Consider the following 15,182-nt stretch of genomic DNA (forward strand, 5'->3'; position numbering starts at 1 on the left):
GACTTTCTTCGTAAAGTAAACGATTACTTCTGCGATCCGTATTGCAAGCTGGCGGTGGAGTCAATAACGAGGATTCAGCGGATTTTAGTGAAAGATTGGTGATGGAGCAGGGAACCGGGCCAAGAAAGCGATTTCGTACGCCTCCAGAAGGCGCGCAGGTCAGCGTCATTGACGTGGCGCGCGCGGCGGGGGTCTCCACCGCCACGGTCTCTCGCGTGCTGAATGGGGTGACCACGGTTGCAGAAGATGCCGTGCAGCGGGTTCGGCGGGCTTGCCGCGACTTGAACTACATTCCAAACGGAGCGGCGCGTGCTCTTTCCTCGCGACGGACCCGGACCATTGGAGCCGTTGTCCCTTCGATCGAAAACTCGGGGTTTGCCGTGGCGATCGGTGCCTTGCAACGGTGGCTCGACGCAGCTGGCTACACCTTGTTTGTGGCGAGTTCTGACTATGATCCCATAGCGGAGCTACGAGAGTGCTCGCTCTTAATGGCTCGCGGCATTGACGGGTTGCTCCTCGTAGGTGGGGAGCATCATCCCGAACTCGTTCCCATGCTTGAGCACCAGGAGCTCCCGTTCGTGGAGACCTGGACGCTCAGCGATACCCATCCATGTGTTGGATTCGACAACGTTGAGGCGGCGCGTCGGCTCACCGAATATCTGCTTGATCTCGGTCACGTTGATATCGGAGTGATTGCGGGCCGGATGCTACACAATGACCGTGCAGCGAATCGCGTGGCTGGAGTTCGTCAAGCGCTCGAAGCGCGAGGCCTCAAGCTCCCAGCTGAGTGGATGATCGAGCGACCCTATCGCATTCTTGAAGGGCGGCTTGCCATGCGGAGTCTTTTAGCCCGAGCAACTCGGCCCACTGCGGTCATATGCGGCAACGATCAGCTTGCCTTCGGAGCGCTCATCGAAGCCAAAGAAAGCGGGCTTTCTGTTCCGGAAGACATTTCCGTCACCGGATTCAACGATCTCGATTTCGCGGCTTACCTCGATCCCCCTCTTACGACCATATCCGTACCTGCGGACAACATTGGCGTTACCGCAGGCGAATATCTCGTCAATCGCTCGAATGGCAAAGCAGTACTGCGAGTGAACGAGATCCAAACCCGGCTGGTCGTCAGATCAAGTACCGGCCGCGTACGAAGTATTCAATAGTACTCATTTGCCTCGCGGTTCGCCGCAGCTCAGGTGATAAAAGGCCGCTGACATTTTCTACCTGAGGTCGATCTTCCTGACCAAACATCCAACAGGACAAGCCGCAGACGTCGGAATTGAACATGAAGAGAGCTGAGCAAGATTGCGCTAAGACAGGAGCATCAAGGATTGAGCTGTTTCATCTTCGCTGCGCCATTGCTGCTGCTGACTACGGCAGCTTTCGCCGCGCCGCCGATGCGCTCTCAACGCGTCATTCGGCCCTGAGTAGGTCGGTAAAGCGTTTAGAGGAACTGCTCGGCATAAGCCTTTTTACTCGCTCCAGCGCCGGTCTAAGTCTTACAGCGGAGGGGCGCAGCGTCCTCCGCATCGCACGTTTAATACTGGAACAGGTTGAAGTCCTTGCGGCTGCTGGCAGGCGGAGGATCGGACTTGCCCGCGAGCACCTCTCCGTTGGGTTCTACACCTCGATGTCATCGGGCAATCTGAGGGCCAGTCTGCTCGAATTCAAAAGGCGCTTTCCCGAAACGGAACTCGCGACCGTCGAGAGGTCCCGATCTCGCCTACTTCATAGCCTCAAGACCGGTACACTCGACCTCGTCTTTATGACCGGGGCGGCTTCAATTTCTGAGGATGGTGCAATTCCTCTGTGGAGTGAGCGGATCCTCCTTTCGCTGCCGAAGGGCCACCGTTTGACGAATGAAGAGTCGATTTTCTGGACCGATCTGCGCGGCGAAAAGCTCTTGCTGAGTCAGTACGATCCAGGCTCGGAATTTGAGGACCTGCTCATTTCCAAGCTGGTATCACCGACTGATCGACCTTTGGTTGAATGGCACGACGTCAGCCGCGGAATAGTGAAGAGCCTGGTCAGCATGGGCTTTGGTATCAGCCTGGTCACGGAATCAGACATCGGGGCCAGCTTCGCCGGGCTCGTCTATCGAGAGGTGCGAGACGGTACAGGACCCAGCCAGATCGCATTCTCTGCGCACTGGCGACCCGATAACGAAAACCCAGCTCTTGAAAAGCTGATCGGATTGCTCGCGGAGCTTTATCCGTCCTTGTCGGATCGCTGAGCCTGCCGACGTGACTTGGAAAAAGCGCGATCGGTAGCCATAAACCTCGTGAGCATCGGAGCGATGAGCTTCGCTGGATCAGCCGGTTGTCCACTCTGTTGAGCAATCAGATCCGCATAGGCGAGCAGATCTCGATGGACACTCGCAGGCAGTTCCGTACTAATCTTTACCGGCTTGTTGTCTGGGAGCGTGGTAATCTTCAACTTCGACACAACGTTTACCTCGCATAAGGCTGCAGGACCAGATCGCGATTTACGATCACACGGACGGGAAATCCCGGACGGATCGTGAGCGTCGGCTGAATATTGAGACTGCGCCGAACTACCTGCTGTCCAGTTTGGTTTAGTGAGTCGGAGGCGCCATGCCGCAACGCCTGAATGACGGCGCTGTCGTTGCTATTGGTGTCGGAGCCGGCGCCTAGTTCCGTCCCGACAGCTAAGAACGTCGATAACGCAGCCGCCTTGAATAGCTCACCCCAATGATTATCGATCTGGTCTTCGAGCCCTGCGTAGCCTGCGCTGTCGGCGCCGGGCTGCCGCTCCAAAACAATTGAGCGGCCGTTCGGCATGATAAGCCTGGTCCAGACCAGCAGCACTCGAGACTGGCCGAACGAAACCTGACTGTCATAGCTGCCGATCAGCTTCGCTCCCTGGGGCACGAGCAAAAAAAGACCGGTTGGAGTGTCGTATAAGTTCTCTGTCACCTGTGCCGTGACTTGGCCGGGAAGGTCTGACCTGATCCCAGTGATCAGTGCTCCCGGAATCACCGTCCCAGCCTGCACGATATACGGTGAAGCAGGCCTAGTGACTCGGTCAGGGCTCACCGTGCGGCGATCCACAGAAGCGTTCACAAAGGCAAGCTTTCGGTCTTGCGCGTTCTGCGCAGATCCATCGTTGCTGACGCTCATTGCGTTCGGCGGCACGACGCGCTCGCCTCCAGCTGCCGTAGCGGCAGGCGGGCGCACTTCTCGCCCGTTGGTCGAAGCGAACAGATGGCTGATACGGGCCGCCTCGCTCTCTTGATCCCGGCGTTGCTGTTCCGTATCTCCGCCGGTCGTCGGCGACTGGCCTTGAGCGGCCAGGATCGGTCGACCGAGGTCGCCTGGGAGCGGTGGACCAAGCTGCGGCACGGTTTGGCGTGAGACCCCACCGTAATCCTTCGGGAGCGCCTCGATGCCATCGGCGAGATTGTGATGATCGGTGCTATAGAGCTCGTCGATCGTCTGGTTGCGTGGGCGATTGCTTTGCAATGACCACAAGACGGCTCCGCCGATAACCAGCAGAGCAACCGCGCTCCCTCCCGCCAGTACCTTGCGAGACAATCGAGTGACCCGCGGCGGTTCGGCTCGGAGGCGGAAGCTCCTGGATTGCTCCTCCGGCGTTTGCGGCGGAATCGCCTCCGGATGATGTTCGTTCTGCGTGTTCATGACGACGGCCTCCCGTCGGTCCGGACAATTCTGACCTTCTGCTGGTGCTCACCGCCCAGCCGCAGTTCCGCGGCTGCAAACAGCCGGTCCACGATCAACACACTGCCGTGGGCGCGATAGTTGACGAGCTCGGTCTTGCCGTCAGGACCGATGACGAACAGCGGTGGCATCTCCCCCTGGGCGATCCCTTGCGGGAATTCAATATAAACCTTCCGCCCGTCATCATACGCAGCGAGTGGCCGCCAGGGTGGGCTGTCGCCCTCGATAGCGTAACGAAAGACACGCTGCGCCGGTGCTGGAATTGCAGGTCTGAGGGCGACTGAGCGCGATCGTTCGCGAACGGTTTCCGGATAGTACCAGGCAACAGATGGCATGTACGGCCGTTCGCGAGAGCGGAGCTCGATCAGGTAGGTGCGCCGGTCGGTATTGACGACAAGATTGGTTTCGATCGAAGCCCGGGTCGGCTTCACCAGGATATGGACGCGACGCGTGTCCCCGCTCCCGCTCTCCGTATCTCCCACGACCCAGCGCACGGTATCTCCGGCCGCGATCGGTCCAGATCCCGTCAATTGCTCTCCTTCTTCCAGCGCAATGTCCGTGATCTGTCCGGGAGCGGCGTAGACCTGGTAAAGTGCCCCGGGGCTAAAGGCGTAAATCTGCGCGGCATTGAAATACCCCTTTTTGCGCGGCTCGACCCGCGCCGCACTATTTGCCGTCTCAACCCGGCTCACGGGTTCAGCCTCTTCCTTCGCCCCCGACTTGCCGCCGAGAACCGGTTTCCAGAGCGGTGGAACGTGAAGCGGGCGAGCTCGGTCGCTAAGAGACGCTGGAGGTGCTGGCAATGGCGGGACCTCGGCGTCATAGCTGATTTCCGGCGGAATGTAGGTGGCGCATCCAGCTAGGGCGGATGTGCTAAGCAACAGAGCAGTAAAAAGGGCTCGCCTCAAAGCCGCGAGCTTGCTCGAGCTGAACCTGCGGTATTGGATCGGACCTTTTGAACACATGTTACGCATCGTCTTGATCACTGCCCCAGCTCCTTTGACCAGTTGATGGCGCGGACGTAGACGCCAAGCGGATTCTTGCGCAGCCGTTCGGCATCTCGCGGCGTTTCGATTGCGACAGTGAGAATTGCGGTCCAGCGCTCGGTCGCGCTCAATGAGCCGTTCTCGTAAAGGCGTTGGGTCCACGCCACCCGGAAGCTTTCCGACGACGCACGGATGACGCTCGACACCTCGACGGAGATCTGCGCCTTGCCCAACTTGGCGAAGGGATCGTTGTTGCGCGCAAAATCGTTGAGCGCGGCGGCGCCACGATCGGTCGTAAAGTCATAGGCCCTAAGCCAGTTCTGGCGCAGAACGATGCCGTCGGCCGGCAGGCCTCTGACGTCCTCGATAAAGCGCGCCAAATGATAGGCGATCTGAGCATCTGTAGGCTGATAATCGATATTGGCTGGCGCAACCCGCTGGGCCTGGCCCAGGCGATCGACCTCGACCACCCATGGCGTGATTGATCCCTGTGCTGACTGCCAAACAACTCCAGCGGCCAGGCCGCCCGAGAGCATGAGGCAACCGAAGGCCATCAAGCGCCAATTCTTGGCCTGCACGCGCGCAGATCCAATGCGTTCGTCCCAGACTTGCGCTGCCTTTTGGTAGGGCGTGACCGGCTCGGGCATGCGCCCGTAGTGAACGGAAGGTCGTCTGAACATGGAGAGTTGCCCTTGAGATCGAGTGATTGGTTTCGTGTCGCGGTGTCCGGTTTGACGCCGCTGCTGGCGCCCGGCGAACCGGCAGGTTGGCTCCCTGTCAGCGCTCTCCTTCCGAGAGATCGACAGAAGAGCCGCTGCCCCCATGATCGCCGGAGCGCACCGCTTGGCCGGCCGCCGACGCACCATGCCGAATGGTCTGGGCGCGTTTCATGCGCCGCGCCCAATCGGGTTGCCCCTCTGTCGCCGTGTTCGCAGCTGGCTCACTCGCTTGACCGCTGCCGGCGAATGTGGCCGCGACTCGACGCAACGGGCTCATCGCAGCCGAGCCACCTGCCTCCGCGACGCCAGCAAGGCCACCACTTCGATACGCCGCGGATGTGCCACTCACCATGGCAGCCCCACCGCGCCCCGCACCTGCGAGCGCACCACCAGCAAGACCAGCGCCACCGGCGGCAAGGCCGGCACCCGCCGCAACAACGCCGCCGGCAGCAAGGCCCGTCCCAATTGCGGCGCCGGCGCCGAGCTGGGGTCCGCCCGATACCAGGCCGTTTGCGATTCCGGGACCGAAGATACCGAGCCCCAGCAAGGAGAGGGCCGCGAGCACCAGGGTCATCGCATCTTCGATTGTAGGCTGCCCGCCGCCAAAACCGGCCGTGAACTGTGAGAACAGGGTTGAGCCAATGCCCACGATGACGGCTATGACCAAAACCTTGATCCCGGACGATATGACGTTGCCGAGGACCCGCTCCGCCGCGAAGGCCGTCTTTCCAAACAGGCCAAAGGGAATTAGCACAAAGCCGGCCAACGTCGTCAGCTTGAACTCGATCAATGTGACGAAGAGCTGGATCGCCAAAATGAAGAAGGCGAGCAGCACCACGACCCACGCGAACAGGAGAACGACGATCTGCACGAAATTCTCGAAGAAGCTGATGTAGCCCATCAGGTTCGAGATCGAATCCAGCATCGGCCTTCCGGCATCGAGCCCCACCTGGGCGATCTTTCCCGGCCGCAAGAAGTCTGACGCGGAAAGGCTTGAACCGGACGCTCTCAGACCAAGCCCGGCAAAGCTCTCGAAGACGATCCGTGCGAGGTTGTTCCAATTGCCGATCAGATAGGCAAAGACCCCAACGAACAGCGTTTTCTTGATGAGACGCGCGATGATGTCCTCGTCCGTGCCCCAACTCCAGAATAGCGCGGCAAGCGTGAGGTCGATGGCAGCCAGCGTAGTCGCGAGATACCCGACCTCGCCACCCAAAAGCCCGAAGCCGTTGTCGATGTAGCGGGTGAATGTCTCAAGGAATTGGTCGATGATGCCGGTGCCGGTCATGGCTTAGCTTCCTCCGGCACCCCGGCGGCCGAATATCCCTGCGGCACCCGGCTCTGATCTTTTGGTACGGGCGTCAGGCCCGTTGGTGTAGCGGCAGCACCGTCCCGCCTGACAAAGAACCGTCGACGATTTTCGGCCCAGACCTTCTGGCAATGCTGATAGTCCGCTGCATCTTCGGAAGAAACGGTGCGGCAGCGCGCAAGCTCGGAACGGTCAACGTCTTTGATCTGCTCTGCCTTTGACGCCACAGACGTATCTTCTGTCCCACGGAGCTGGATCACGCAGCCTGCTACGACCAGAACCCCGACTGACACGAGTAGCGATAGCGCTTTGAATGGGCCTGTATCGGTCATCAGTGGAACATCCGCACGTCATGGGATTGATAGCCCTGCCCTGGCGTCAGAAATCGCCGCAGCTGTTCGCGACCGTGGTCCTGGGCTGCGGCGCGCTGCGCCGCTTCAAGGCTCTGTGCCCTGCCCTGCGCAGCCACAGTGGCGGTAAGATCGGCGAGTTGCTGCGCCTGAAGCGCGAGGATCTGGTTGCCGGCCTGGGTCGCCTGCAGGGCGCCGCTGGCACCCTGGCTTGAGGTCACGAGCGCCGATGTTTGGACGCGATTGGTGTCGAGGTTCCCAACAACGCCAGCCTGAACCCGGAGCGCGTCCTGCAACGCGGCGACAGAATTCTGCCAACGTAATTGAGCATTGGTGATCAGCAGCTGGCTGGATTGGCTGCCGTTGGCTGGCGCATAGCTGGTCGAGAACGCGCGATCGATCTGCTGGACGTCGTAGGCGATGCGTTGGGCTTGGCTCAGCAGCTGCTGGGTCCGCTGGATCGATGATTGCAGTTGTTGGAGGGACGAATACGGCAGGCTCGCCAGATTCCTGGCCTGATTGATTAGCATCTGCGCTTCGTTCTGCAACGAGGTGATCTGGTTGCTGATCTGCTGCAGCTCGCGCGCCGCGGTCAGCACGTTCTGGACGTAATTGTTGGGATCAAAGACGATCCACTGCGCTCGTGCGGGCGCCGTGACGCAAAGCGTCAGGGCGATCGTGGCGGCGGCGGCAAATAGACCAAGGCGCCTCATTGCGATTTCTCCAGATTGACGAGACTGGGAATCAGGTCCGTGGCCCAGGCGACGCCGCGATGTTGCAACCAGGTCGGGACGAAGCCGTCGGGTCCATGTTCGGAGAGGAGCTGCGCGATGGCAGCCTGGTCGGTCTTGGAAGAGGCTGTGGTGAAAGCGAGCGCGACCTCACCAAGGCCGAGCTCGAACATTCGGTTGCCGCGCCGGGACTGACAGTAGTAGTCACGCTTGGGCGTTGCCCGGCTCAGAAGCTCGATCTGGCGATCATTCAGGCCGAAACGACGATAGATAACCGTAATCTGCGGTTCAATCGCCCGCTCGTTCGGCAGCAACAAGCGGGTTGGGCAGCTTTCGATGATCGCCGGCGCGAGGGCGGAGTCGTCGATATCGGATAGCGACTGGGTGGCGAAGATGACGGAGGCGTTCTTCTTCCGAAGCGTCTTCAGCCATTCCCGGAGCTGGCCGGCAAAATCCTCATCGTCAAGGGCAAGCCAACCTTCATCGACGATGAGAAGCGTGGGACGGCCGTCGAGACGGTCTCCGATGCGATGGAACAGATAAGTCAGCACTGCAGGCGCCGCACTCGTTCCGATCAACCCTTCGGTCTCGAACGCCTGGACGGAGGATTCCCCAAGGCGCTCGAATTCAGCATCAAGCAGGCGCCCGGACGAGCCACCGAGGCAATAGGGTTGCAAGGCGCGTTTTAGGGCATTCGATTGCAGCAGGACCGACAGCCCCGTCAGGGTGCGTTCCTGCGTCGGCGCGGAAGCGAGAGACGTCAGCGCCGACCACAGATGATCCTTGACCTCCGGAGTGATCTCGACCTTTTCGTGTGCCAGGATTGCACCGACCCATTCGGCGGCCCATCCGCGCTCCGAGGGATCGTCGATCCAGGCTAGCGGCTGCAAGGCCACGGTTTGATCGCCGCCGTCAGACAAGGCACCACCGAGATCATGCCAGTCGCCGCCCATGGCGAGCGCGGCCGCCCGGATCGAACCACCGAAGTCAAACGCAAATACCTGGGAGTTCGCGTAGCGGCGGAATTGCATTGCCATGAGGGCAAGCAGGACCGACTTGCCAGCTCCCGTAGGCCCCACCACCAGGGTATGGCCAACGTCACCGACGTGAAGCGAAAACCGGAACGGTGTCGAACCCTCGGTCTTGCCGAACAGGAGCGGCGGACCGCCCAAATGCAGATCCCTCGCCTCGCCCGCCCAAACGGCCGACATCGGAATCATATGAGCAAGGTTGAGGGTCGAAACCGGCGGCTGCCGCACATTGGCATAGACATGCCCGGGCAGGCTGCCGAGCCAGGCTTCAACGGCGTTCACCGTCTCGATCATGCAGGTGAAATCGCGACCCTGAATGACCTTCTCGACGAGCCGAAGCTTTTCGTCGGCAGCATTGGGATCGCGGTCCCACACCGTAATGGTTGCCGTGACAAAGGCCTGTCCGATCTGGTCCGAACCCAGTTCCTGCAGGGCGGCGTCGGCATCAAGTGCCTTGTTGTTGGCGTCGGTATCGAGCAACGTCGACGCCTCGTTAGTCATGACCTCCTTGAGGATGGCGCCAATGGATTTTCGTTTGGCGAACCACTGCCTGCGGATCTTGGTCAAGAGCTTGGTGGCATCGGTCTTGTGGAGCATGATCGCGCGCGTCGACCAGCGGTACGAGAACGGCAGGCGATTGAGATCATCCAGGATCCCCGGAGTGGTCGCTCCCGGGAAGCCGACGATCGTGAGAACACGCAGATTGGCTGGGCCCAACATCGGCTCGAGCCCGCCGGTCAGCGGCTGATCTGCGAGCAGCGCATCGATGTACATCGGAATCTCGGGCACACGCACGCGATGACGCTTGGTCGAAATCGTCGAGTGCAGATAGGTCAGCGTGGCCTGATCATCGAGCCATGCGCATTCCGGCATGAAGCCTTCAAGAAGCCCGAGCACGCGGCTGGTTTGGTCAACGAAACCGCGCAGCACCTCGCGAGCATCTGCGCCAACGGTGCGATCGCGCCCTTCATAGAGCAGTCGCTCTGCCTTGGCTGCGCCCTCCTCCGGCGGCAGATAGAGGAAGGTCAGGAAATAGCTGGACTCATAGTTCGCGCCGGCTTCCTCGAACTGAGCTCTGCGCTCGGCGTCGACCAATGCAGATGCGACATCTGGGAAGGTGCTCGGGGGATAGCTGCCGGCAAAATGACGCTGCGCCTCGACGAATACGGCCCAGCCAGAACCCAGGCGGCGAAGGGCGTTGTTCAGACGACCTGCGATACCGACAAGTTCAGCCGGCACCGCACTGTCAAGGTCGGGTCCCCGGAACTTTGCAGTCCGTTGGAACGAACCATCCTTGTTCAGGATGATTCCCATGTCGACCAGTGCTGCCCATGGCAGGAAGTCGGCGAGGCGCGTATTGGAATGACGATATTCCGCAAGGTTCATCATGATCGAGGGCTCAGATGTTGAGATGACCGGGAATGCGCACATGGCGGCGCACCACACCGACGAAGGCGGGATCGCGCCTGGCGGCCCAGACGGCGGCCATGTGGCCGATGAACCAGAGGACAAGACCTGCGATCCAGAGCCGCAGACCGAGTCCAAGGGCAGCCGCCAACGTGCCGTTGACGATCGCGACCGAACGCGGCGCGCCACCCATCAGGATCGGCTCGGTGAGTGCGCGGTGAACGGGCACGACAAAACCTGCGACCACATCGTCCATCAGATCACCACGCCGCCGCCGAAGGAGAAGAACGACAGGAAGAAGCTCGACGCGGCAAACGCGATGGACAAACCGAACACGATCTGGATCAGCCTGCGAAAACCGCCGGATGAATCGCCGAACGCGAGGGTAAGCCCGGTCACGATGATGATGATGACGGCGATGATCTTGGCGACGGGGCCTTCGACCGATTGCAGGATCTGATTGAGCGGCTGCTCCCAGGGCATGTTCGAGCCGGCCGCCCATGCGGGCGCTGTCGTCAGAGCCACCGGGCTGGCGATCGCCAGCAGAGCAGCTTCTCGAAGAATACGAAATCGTGGACGCATGTCAGTCTCCTGCTGGTGAAAGGCTGTAGTCGCCGGCGGCGCCAAGCCCCGTCACGAGAGCGAGTTCGGTGAGGCGACGATCGGTGCCGCGACCTGCGAGCACGGCGACGAGGTTGATGGTCTCGGCGACCAGGGTGCGCGGAACCGTAATGACGGCTTCCTGGATAAGCTGCTCAAGCCGCCGCAAGGCACCGAGCGCGGTGCCCGCGTGAATCGTGCTGATGCCACCAGGATGGCCGGTGCCCCAGGCCTTGAGCAGATCGAGCGCTTCGGCACCGCGAACCTCGCCAACCGGGATACGATCGGGACGCAGTCGCAGCGAGGACCGAACGAGATCCGATAGCGTCGCCACGCCATCTTTGGTCCGCAATGCTACAAGGTTGGGCGCCTTGCACTGAAGTTCGCGCGTGTCTTCAATCAGAACGATTCGATCGGAACTCTTTGCCACCTCGGCCAGGAGCGCATTCGTCAACGTTGTCTTGCCAGTCGATGTCCCACCGGCGACCAGGATGTTCTTACGAGCGGCGACCGCACCCCTCAGTATCCTGGCCTGCTCCGAGGACATGATCTCTCTGGCGACGTAGTCGTCGAGCGTAAAGACGGCGACAGCGGGTTTACGGATCGCGAACGCCGGAGCTGCCACGACGGGAGGCAAGAGACCTTCGAAGCGCTCGCCGGTCTCGGGTAATTCGGCCGAGACCCGAGGCGCGCCGGCATGTACCTCCGCGCCGACGTGATGCGCCACCAAGCGAACAATGCGCTCGCCATCCGCTGCGGACAGTGTTTCGCCTGTATCGATCAGGCCACTCGACAACCGATCAATCCACAACCGCCCGTCCGGGTTGAGCATCACCTCGATGATCGCTTCATCCTCGAGGTAGCCCGCAATCGCCGCGCCAAGCGCGCTACGCAGCATTCGCGCACCGCGCGAATTCGCTTCCGATTGAAAGGAATGGATTGCCATCGACGCCCCCACCCAATGAGGACCTCCACAGCGGGCCTCAGGTGGGGATGATTAGAAAAGGCACCAATGGGCTTAGCGCAACAAGCGCTTTCGGTGATCGTAGACTGGCGTAGAAAAAGAAAGACTGAGAACCGACGTTTGAGGCTTACTCAATCGCATCGGGTCGCGGCGAGTTGCTGTTCACTACTGTGCCTCATCGTCCGCGGTCATGAGTATTACCGTGGCGCCGGGGCTATTCATTCAATCATGCCGCCTGCCGGTGTGATCGGGCTAAATCGATATACGCGATTGCGTATATTGGATTAGTATACGCGATATCGTATATTTTTATGTATACGCCTCCGCGTATATGGACATTTTATACGCTTTTGCGTATTCTATCCCAATGGATACGATCGCCCGCACCCCGCAGCAGCTTGGCGCCGCCATTAAGCGGCACCGCCGGCAAAAAAAACTCACCCAAGGCAGCTTGGGCGACAAGATGCACGCGCGCCAAGCGACTGTCTCGAAGCTGGAGGCCGGCGAACCAGCGACGCAACTGCGCATCCTCATGGATGCGCTGGCCGCGCTCGACCTGGAACTGGTCCTCCGGCCACGCACGAAGGTGTCGGCCAAAGCTATCGAGGATTTGTTCTGATGGGACGCCGTCCTCTCCGAACGCCTCTCAACGTCTACCTGAACGCTCGTTTGGTCGGGCGGCTGCGGCGGGAGGGCAGCGGCGCTATCGACTTCCAATACGACGAAGCTTGGCTGGGATGGGAGAACGCCATCCCGGTCTCGGTATCGATGCCTCTACGCGAAGACCGCTATATCGGTGACCCCGTCATCGCGGTCTTCGATAACCTGCTTCCCGATAACGACGACATCCGCCGGCGTGTCGCCGAACGCGCGCATGCCGGCGGAGCCGATGCTTACAGCCTGCTTTCCGCGATCGGCCGCGACTGTATCGGCGCCCTGCAATTCCTTCCGGATGGAACGGCACCCGGAGCGGCGGGCGCAATTGACGCTCGCGTCGCGAGCGATCAGGACATCGCGGCGATCCTTGCCAATCTCGCCAACAATCCGCTCGGCATCGGTCCCGATCAGGAGTTTCGTATCTCTCTTGCTGGAGCCCAGGAAAAAACCGCCCTTCTCTACTGGGAGGACAAGTGGCATGTGCCGCACGGCACGACCGCCACCACGCACATCATCAAACCGCAGATCGGCAGGTTACCGAACGGCGTCGACCTGACCCACAGCGTTGAAAACGAGCATCTTTGCCTGAAGCTCGTCGCCGCACTCGACTTGCCCGTCGCCAAGTCGCGCATCGTTGATTTCGCGGGCCGGCGCGTGCTCGCCATTGAACGCTTTGACCGCACATGGACGCGCGACGGACGGCTTTTGCGCCTGCCACAGGAAGATTGCTGTCAGGCGCTTTCCGTCCCGCCCGGGCGCAAATACGAATCGGACGGCGGCCCGGGCATCCGAAATATCTCTGATCTCCTCAAAGGCAGCGATACGCCGGCGACCGACCAAGCGACCTTCTTCAAGGCACAAATTGTCTTTTGGTTTCTGGCGGCCACTGACGGCCACGCCAAGAACTTCAGCATCCGCCTCTCGCCCGGCGGACGGTTCGTCCTCGCGCCGCTGTACGACATCATCTCGACGCAACCGAGCCTCGATGCCAAGCAGATCACACAAAACCAAATGAAGCTCGCCATGGCGATCGGCAATAGTCGCCACTATGTGGTGCACACGGTTCTCGGTCGGCATTTCATGCAAACCGCAAAGACTTGCGGCCTGCCCGACAGCGTGGTTCGCGGTATCATCGAAGAGCTCGCGGATACAGCTGGCACGAAGATCGACACAACGATTGCGAAGCTGCCGAAGGATTTCCCGCAGGCGATGGCAGAATCCATCGCGACCGGCGCCAAGCGACGCCTCAAAAGCCTCGTCACGACGGAGAGCGGCGCTTAGGTCGCGCGGGTCACCACTCCACCTCGCCGTCCGATCGCTCGCAAAAAATGCTTGCTTCAACCACGTCGAAAGCACTGACCGGCACGGTGGAAGCGACTGAATTCATCCAGGAAGCAAAGGATTGGATCCAAGGTAGCGCGAACCAAACCAAAGCCGCGATCTGTAGTGCTACGTTGAGACTGAACGCGACTTGATAAGCCGTGATCGACCTATGGTCATCGTTCGAAGACCATTGCTCCAGGATCAGGCCGGTCGCATATTGTGCCAGAAATGCCCAACCAAAGTGCAAGACGTTCAAGGCGCCATTGGCACGGCCGGCAAGCTCCGACGGAAAGTAATCAGCCATCACGGCAAAGCTGACCACAGTTGCCGTTCCGATGATTGCGACAACCGACCAGGGCAAGATGGACGGCAGAGGTACTCGCAGGATCAGGGCTAGCTCGGCTGCGATAAACAGCACGGCCACCATCGCGAATATCGTCTCAGCCGTGAGGCTTGTTCGCTTGACGTGATGAATCGTCATACCGAACAACCAGCCACCGCCGCTGAGAACGATCGACATGATGAACAGCTGTCTGACGAGGCCTGCGCGATCGAGCCCCTCCACGTCTGCAAGCCACGGTGATGCCCACAATCCCTGCAGCGACCAAGCTGAACCAACGCAAGTCGCCGACAACGGAGCTATCCGCCAGAAGCGCCTGTCGCTGAAAACGGATCCCAGGGTGGCGGAGACTGTTGCTTTCGATGGAATAACGCGTTTTTCTGGAACTACGACATAGATGAGGATCGCTGTGGCACCGGTCGCAACCGCCAGGACCTCAAAGAGCTGCCGCCAGCCCATCCAAGCGAGCAAGTGTTCGACGGGAACTGTGGCGGTCACCGCTCCTAGTGATCCCAGCGTGATCATATAGCCGTTCAGCAAGGCGACTCGTTCCCTGGGGAACCAAAGTATGATGGACTTAAGTCCTGCCGTCAGCGCCCCCGCCACGCCAAGCCCGATCATCGCACGCGCGATCAAAAATGACAGGAAGCCGGTCGATACGGCGAACAGTCCGGCGCCCAGTGCTGCGAACCAGAGCAGCGCGCTCTGGACCCGACGCGGACCAAAGCGGTCCAACAATATACCGACCGGGATCTGAGCGGCCGCGAAGACCAGGAAATAGACTGACGTAAGTAGTCCGAGGTTCGCTGACCCAGGCCCGGCATCCGAGCTGAGATGACTCACGATCAAAGCGTTGATCGTCCGAAACAGATACGAAAGATAGTAGCCAGCAGCAAACGGTAGAAATACGCGCACGGTGAGACGCCACGTCCTTGTAAGTTGCATGCCGACCTTCTTGCTCATCAACTCATTCGAGCTGATAGCGCGTGCAGATTTTTATAGGCTCGGCTGAATTGCTGTGGTCGTAGGCTGGCGTAGAAAAAGAAGGGTCCGCGCGATGGCGCATTGAG

16 protein-coding genes are annotated in these 15,182 nt (G+C 60.3%); 4 read left to right on the plus strand and 12 right to left on the minus strand.

The features are described 5' to 3' along the window. Positions 1–101 precede the first annotated feature (101 nt). Positions 102–1,160: a LacI family DNA-binding transcriptional regulator gene (locus tag IVB47_RS07715; RefSeq protein ID WP_247460826.1), complete on the plus strand. Its 1,059-nt coding sequence runs from the start codon at positions 102–104 to the stop codon at positions 1,158–1,160. 122 nt (positions 1,161–1,282) lie between these two features. Further along, positions 1,283–2,230 carry a LysR family transcriptional regulator gene (locus IVB47_RS07720; RefSeq protein WP_247460828.1) on the plus strand — a complete coding sequence of 316 codons (948 nt, stop codon included), beginning with the start codon at positions 1,283–1,285 and terminating at the stop codon, positions 2,228–2,230. Here IVB47_RS07720 and IVB47_RS07725 read toward each other — a convergent pair. The 11 genes from IVB47_RS07725 to trbB form a co-directional block, all read right to left on the minus strand. Continuing rightward, positions 2,206–2,442 (minus strand): DUF2274 domain-containing protein, encoded by a 237-nt coding sequence (locus IVB47_RS07725; RefSeq protein ID WP_247460829.1) that lies wholly within the window; start codon positions 2,440–2,442, stop codon positions 2,206–2,208. The genes IVB47_RS07720 and IVB47_RS07725 overlap by 25 nt on opposite strands. 5 nt (positions 2,443–2,447) lie before the next feature. After that, a complete protein-coding gene (locus IVB47_RS07730) occupies positions 2,448–3,656 on the minus strand; it encodes a TrbI/VirB10 family protein (protein WP_247460830.1) in 1,209 nt (402 codons plus the stop codon). Further along, positions 3,653–4,660, minus strand: coding sequence for a P-type conjugative transfer protein TrbG (gene trbG, locus IVB47_RS07735; RefSeq protein WP_247460985.1), 1,008 nt, complete (start codon positions 4,658–4,660; stop codon positions 3,653–3,655). Before trbG ends, IVB47_RS07730 begins: the two co-directional genes overlap by 4 nt. A gap of 17 nt (positions 4,661–4,677) precedes the next feature. Then, positions 4,678–5,361 carry a conjugal transfer protein TrbF gene (gene trbF, locus IVB47_RS07740; protein WP_247460987.1) on the minus strand — a complete coding sequence of 228 codons (684 nt, stop codon included), beginning with the start codon at positions 5,359–5,361 and terminating at the stop codon, positions 4,678–4,680. A gap of 97 nt (positions 5,362–5,458) precedes the next feature. Further along, on the minus strand, positions 5,459–6,688 hold the full coding sequence (gene trbL, locus IVB47_RS07745) for a P-type conjugative transfer protein TrbL (RefSeq protein WP_247460832.1): 1,230 nt from the start codon (positions 6,686–6,688) through the stop codon (positions 5,459–5,461). Next, positions 6,685–7,041 (minus strand): putative entry exclusion protein TrbK-alt, encoded by a 357-nt coding sequence (gene trbK-alt, locus IVB47_RS07750; protein WP_247460834.1) that lies wholly within the window; start codon positions 7,039–7,041, stop codon positions 6,685–6,687. The genes trbL and trbK-alt overlap by 4 nt, the downstream gene beginning before the upstream one ends. Further along, entirely contained in the window at positions 7,041–7,772 is a 732-nt protein-coding gene (gene trbJ, locus IVB47_RS07755; protein WP_247460836.1) for a P-type conjugative transfer protein TrbJ, read from the minus strand. Before trbJ ends, trbK-alt begins: the two co-directional genes overlap by 1 nt. Beyond that, positions 7,769–10,210 carry a conjugal transfer protein TrbE gene (gene trbE, locus IVB47_RS07760; protein ID WP_247460838.1) on the minus strand — a complete coding sequence of 814 codons (2,442 nt, stop codon included), beginning with the start codon at positions 10,208–10,210 and terminating at the stop codon, positions 7,769–7,771. The genes trbJ and trbE overlap by 4 nt, the downstream gene beginning before the upstream one ends. 10 nt (positions 10,211–10,220) lie before the next feature. Then, positions 10,221–10,484: a VirB3 family type IV secretion system protein gene (locus IVB47_RS07765; RefSeq protein WP_247460840.1), complete on the minus strand. Its 264-nt coding sequence runs from the start codon at positions 10,482–10,484 to the stop codon at positions 10,221–10,223. Beyond that, positions 10,484–10,810, minus strand: a complete 327-nt coding sequence (locus tag IVB47_RS07770; protein ID WP_247460842.1) for a TrbC/VirB2 family protein — start codon at positions 10,808–10,810, stop codon at positions 10,484–10,486. Before IVB47_RS07770 ends, IVB47_RS07765 begins: the two co-directional genes overlap by 1 nt. 1 nt (position 10,811) lies before the next feature. Next, positions 10,812–11,774 (minus strand): P-type conjugative transfer ATPase TrbB, encoded by a 963-nt coding sequence (gene trbB / locus IVB47_RS07775; protein ID WP_247460844.1) that lies wholly within the window; start codon positions 11,772–11,774, stop codon positions 10,812–10,814. Positions 11,775–12,159: 385 nt separating this feature from the next. On the opposite strand from trbB, the gene IVB47_RS07780 reads away from it, so the two are divergent. Together IVB47_RS07780 and IVB47_RS07785 are read left to right on the plus strand one after the other, a co-directional pair. After that, positions 12,160–12,411, plus strand: a complete 252-nt coding sequence (locus IVB47_RS07780; protein WP_247460846.1) for a helix-turn-helix domain-containing protein — start codon at positions 12,160–12,162, stop codon at positions 12,409–12,411. Next, a complete protein-coding gene (locus tag IVB47_RS07785; protein ID WP_247460848.1) occupies positions 12,411–13,730 on the plus strand; it encodes a type II toxin-antitoxin system HipA family toxin in 1,320 nt (439 codons plus the stop codon). Before IVB47_RS07780 ends, IVB47_RS07785 begins: the two co-directional genes overlap by 1 nt. Before the next feature lie 10 nt (positions 13,731–13,740). On the opposite strand, the gene IVB47_RS07790 is transcribed toward IVB47_RS07785, so the two are convergent. Next, entirely contained in the window at positions 13,741–15,075 is a 1,335-nt protein-coding gene (locus IVB47_RS07790; RefSeq protein WP_247460850.1) for an MFS transporter, read from the minus strand. Between the last annotated feature and the right edge of the window lie 107 nt (positions 15,076–15,182).

The sequence above is a fragment of the Bradyrhizobium sp. 62 genome, assembly GCF_023073035.1.
Taxonomy (GTDB): Bacteria; Pseudomonadota; Alphaproteobacteria; order Rhizobiales; family Xanthobacteraceae; genus Bradyrhizobium.

Bases quoted from the DNA above. Each gene is read 5' to 3' on its own strand.
- IVB47_RS07715 (WP_247460826.1), top strand. From the start codon at position 102: ATGGAGCAGGGAACCGGGCCAAGAAAGCGATTTCGTACGCCTCCAGAA.
- IVB47_RS07720 (WP_247460828.1), top strand. From the start codon at position 1,283: ATGAAGAGAGCTGAGCAAGATTGCGCTAAGACAGGAGCATCAAGGATT.
- IVB47_RS07730 (WP_247460830.1), bottom strand. From the start codon at position 3,656: ATGAACACGCAGAACGAACATCATCCGGAGGCGATTCCGCCGCAAACG.
- trbG (WP_247460985.1), bottom strand. From the start codon at position 4,660: ATGTGTTCAAAAGGTCCGATCCAATACCGCAGGTTCAGCTCGAGCAAG.
- trbF (WP_247460987.1), bottom strand. From the start codon at position 5,361: ATGTTCAGACGACCTTCCGTTCACTACGGGCGCATGCCCGAGCCGGTC.
- trbL (WP_247460832.1), bottom strand. From the start codon at position 6,688: ATGACCGGCACCGGCATCATCGACCAATTCCTTGAGACATTCACCCGC.
- trbK-alt (WP_247460834.1), bottom strand. From the start codon at position 7,041: ATGACCGATACAGGCCCATTCAAAGCGCTATCGCTACTCGTGTCAGTC.
- trbJ (WP_247460836.1), bottom strand. From the start codon at position 7,772: ATGAGGCGCCTTGGTCTATTTGCCGCCGCCGCCACGATCGCCCTGACG.
- trbE (WP_247460838.1), bottom strand. From the start codon at position 10,210: ATGATGAACCTTGCGGAATATCGTCATTCCAATACGCGCCTCGCCGAC.
- IVB47_RS07765 (WP_247460840.1), bottom strand. From the start codon at position 10,484: ATGGACGATGTGGTCGCAGGTTTTGTCGTGCCCGTTCACCGCGCACTC.
- IVB47_RS07770 (WP_247460842.1), bottom strand. From the start codon at position 10,810: ATGCGTCCACGATTTCGTATTCTTCGAGAAGCTGCTCTGCTGGCGATC.
- trbB (WP_247460844.1), bottom strand. From the start codon at position 11,774: ATGGCAATCCATTCCTTTCAATCGGAAGCGAATTCGCGCGGTGCGCGA.
- IVB47_RS07780 (WP_247460846.1), top strand. From the start codon at position 12,160: ATGGATACGATCGCCCGCACCCCGCAGCAGCTTGGCGCCGCCATTAAG.
- IVB47_RS07785 (WP_247460848.1), top strand. From the start codon at position 12,411: ATGGGACGCCGTCCTCTCCGAACGCCTCTCAACGTCTACCTGAACGCT.
- IVB47_RS07790 (WP_247460850.1), bottom strand. From the start codon at position 15,075: ATGAGCAAGAAGGTCGGCATGCAACTTACAAGGACGTGGCGTCTCACC.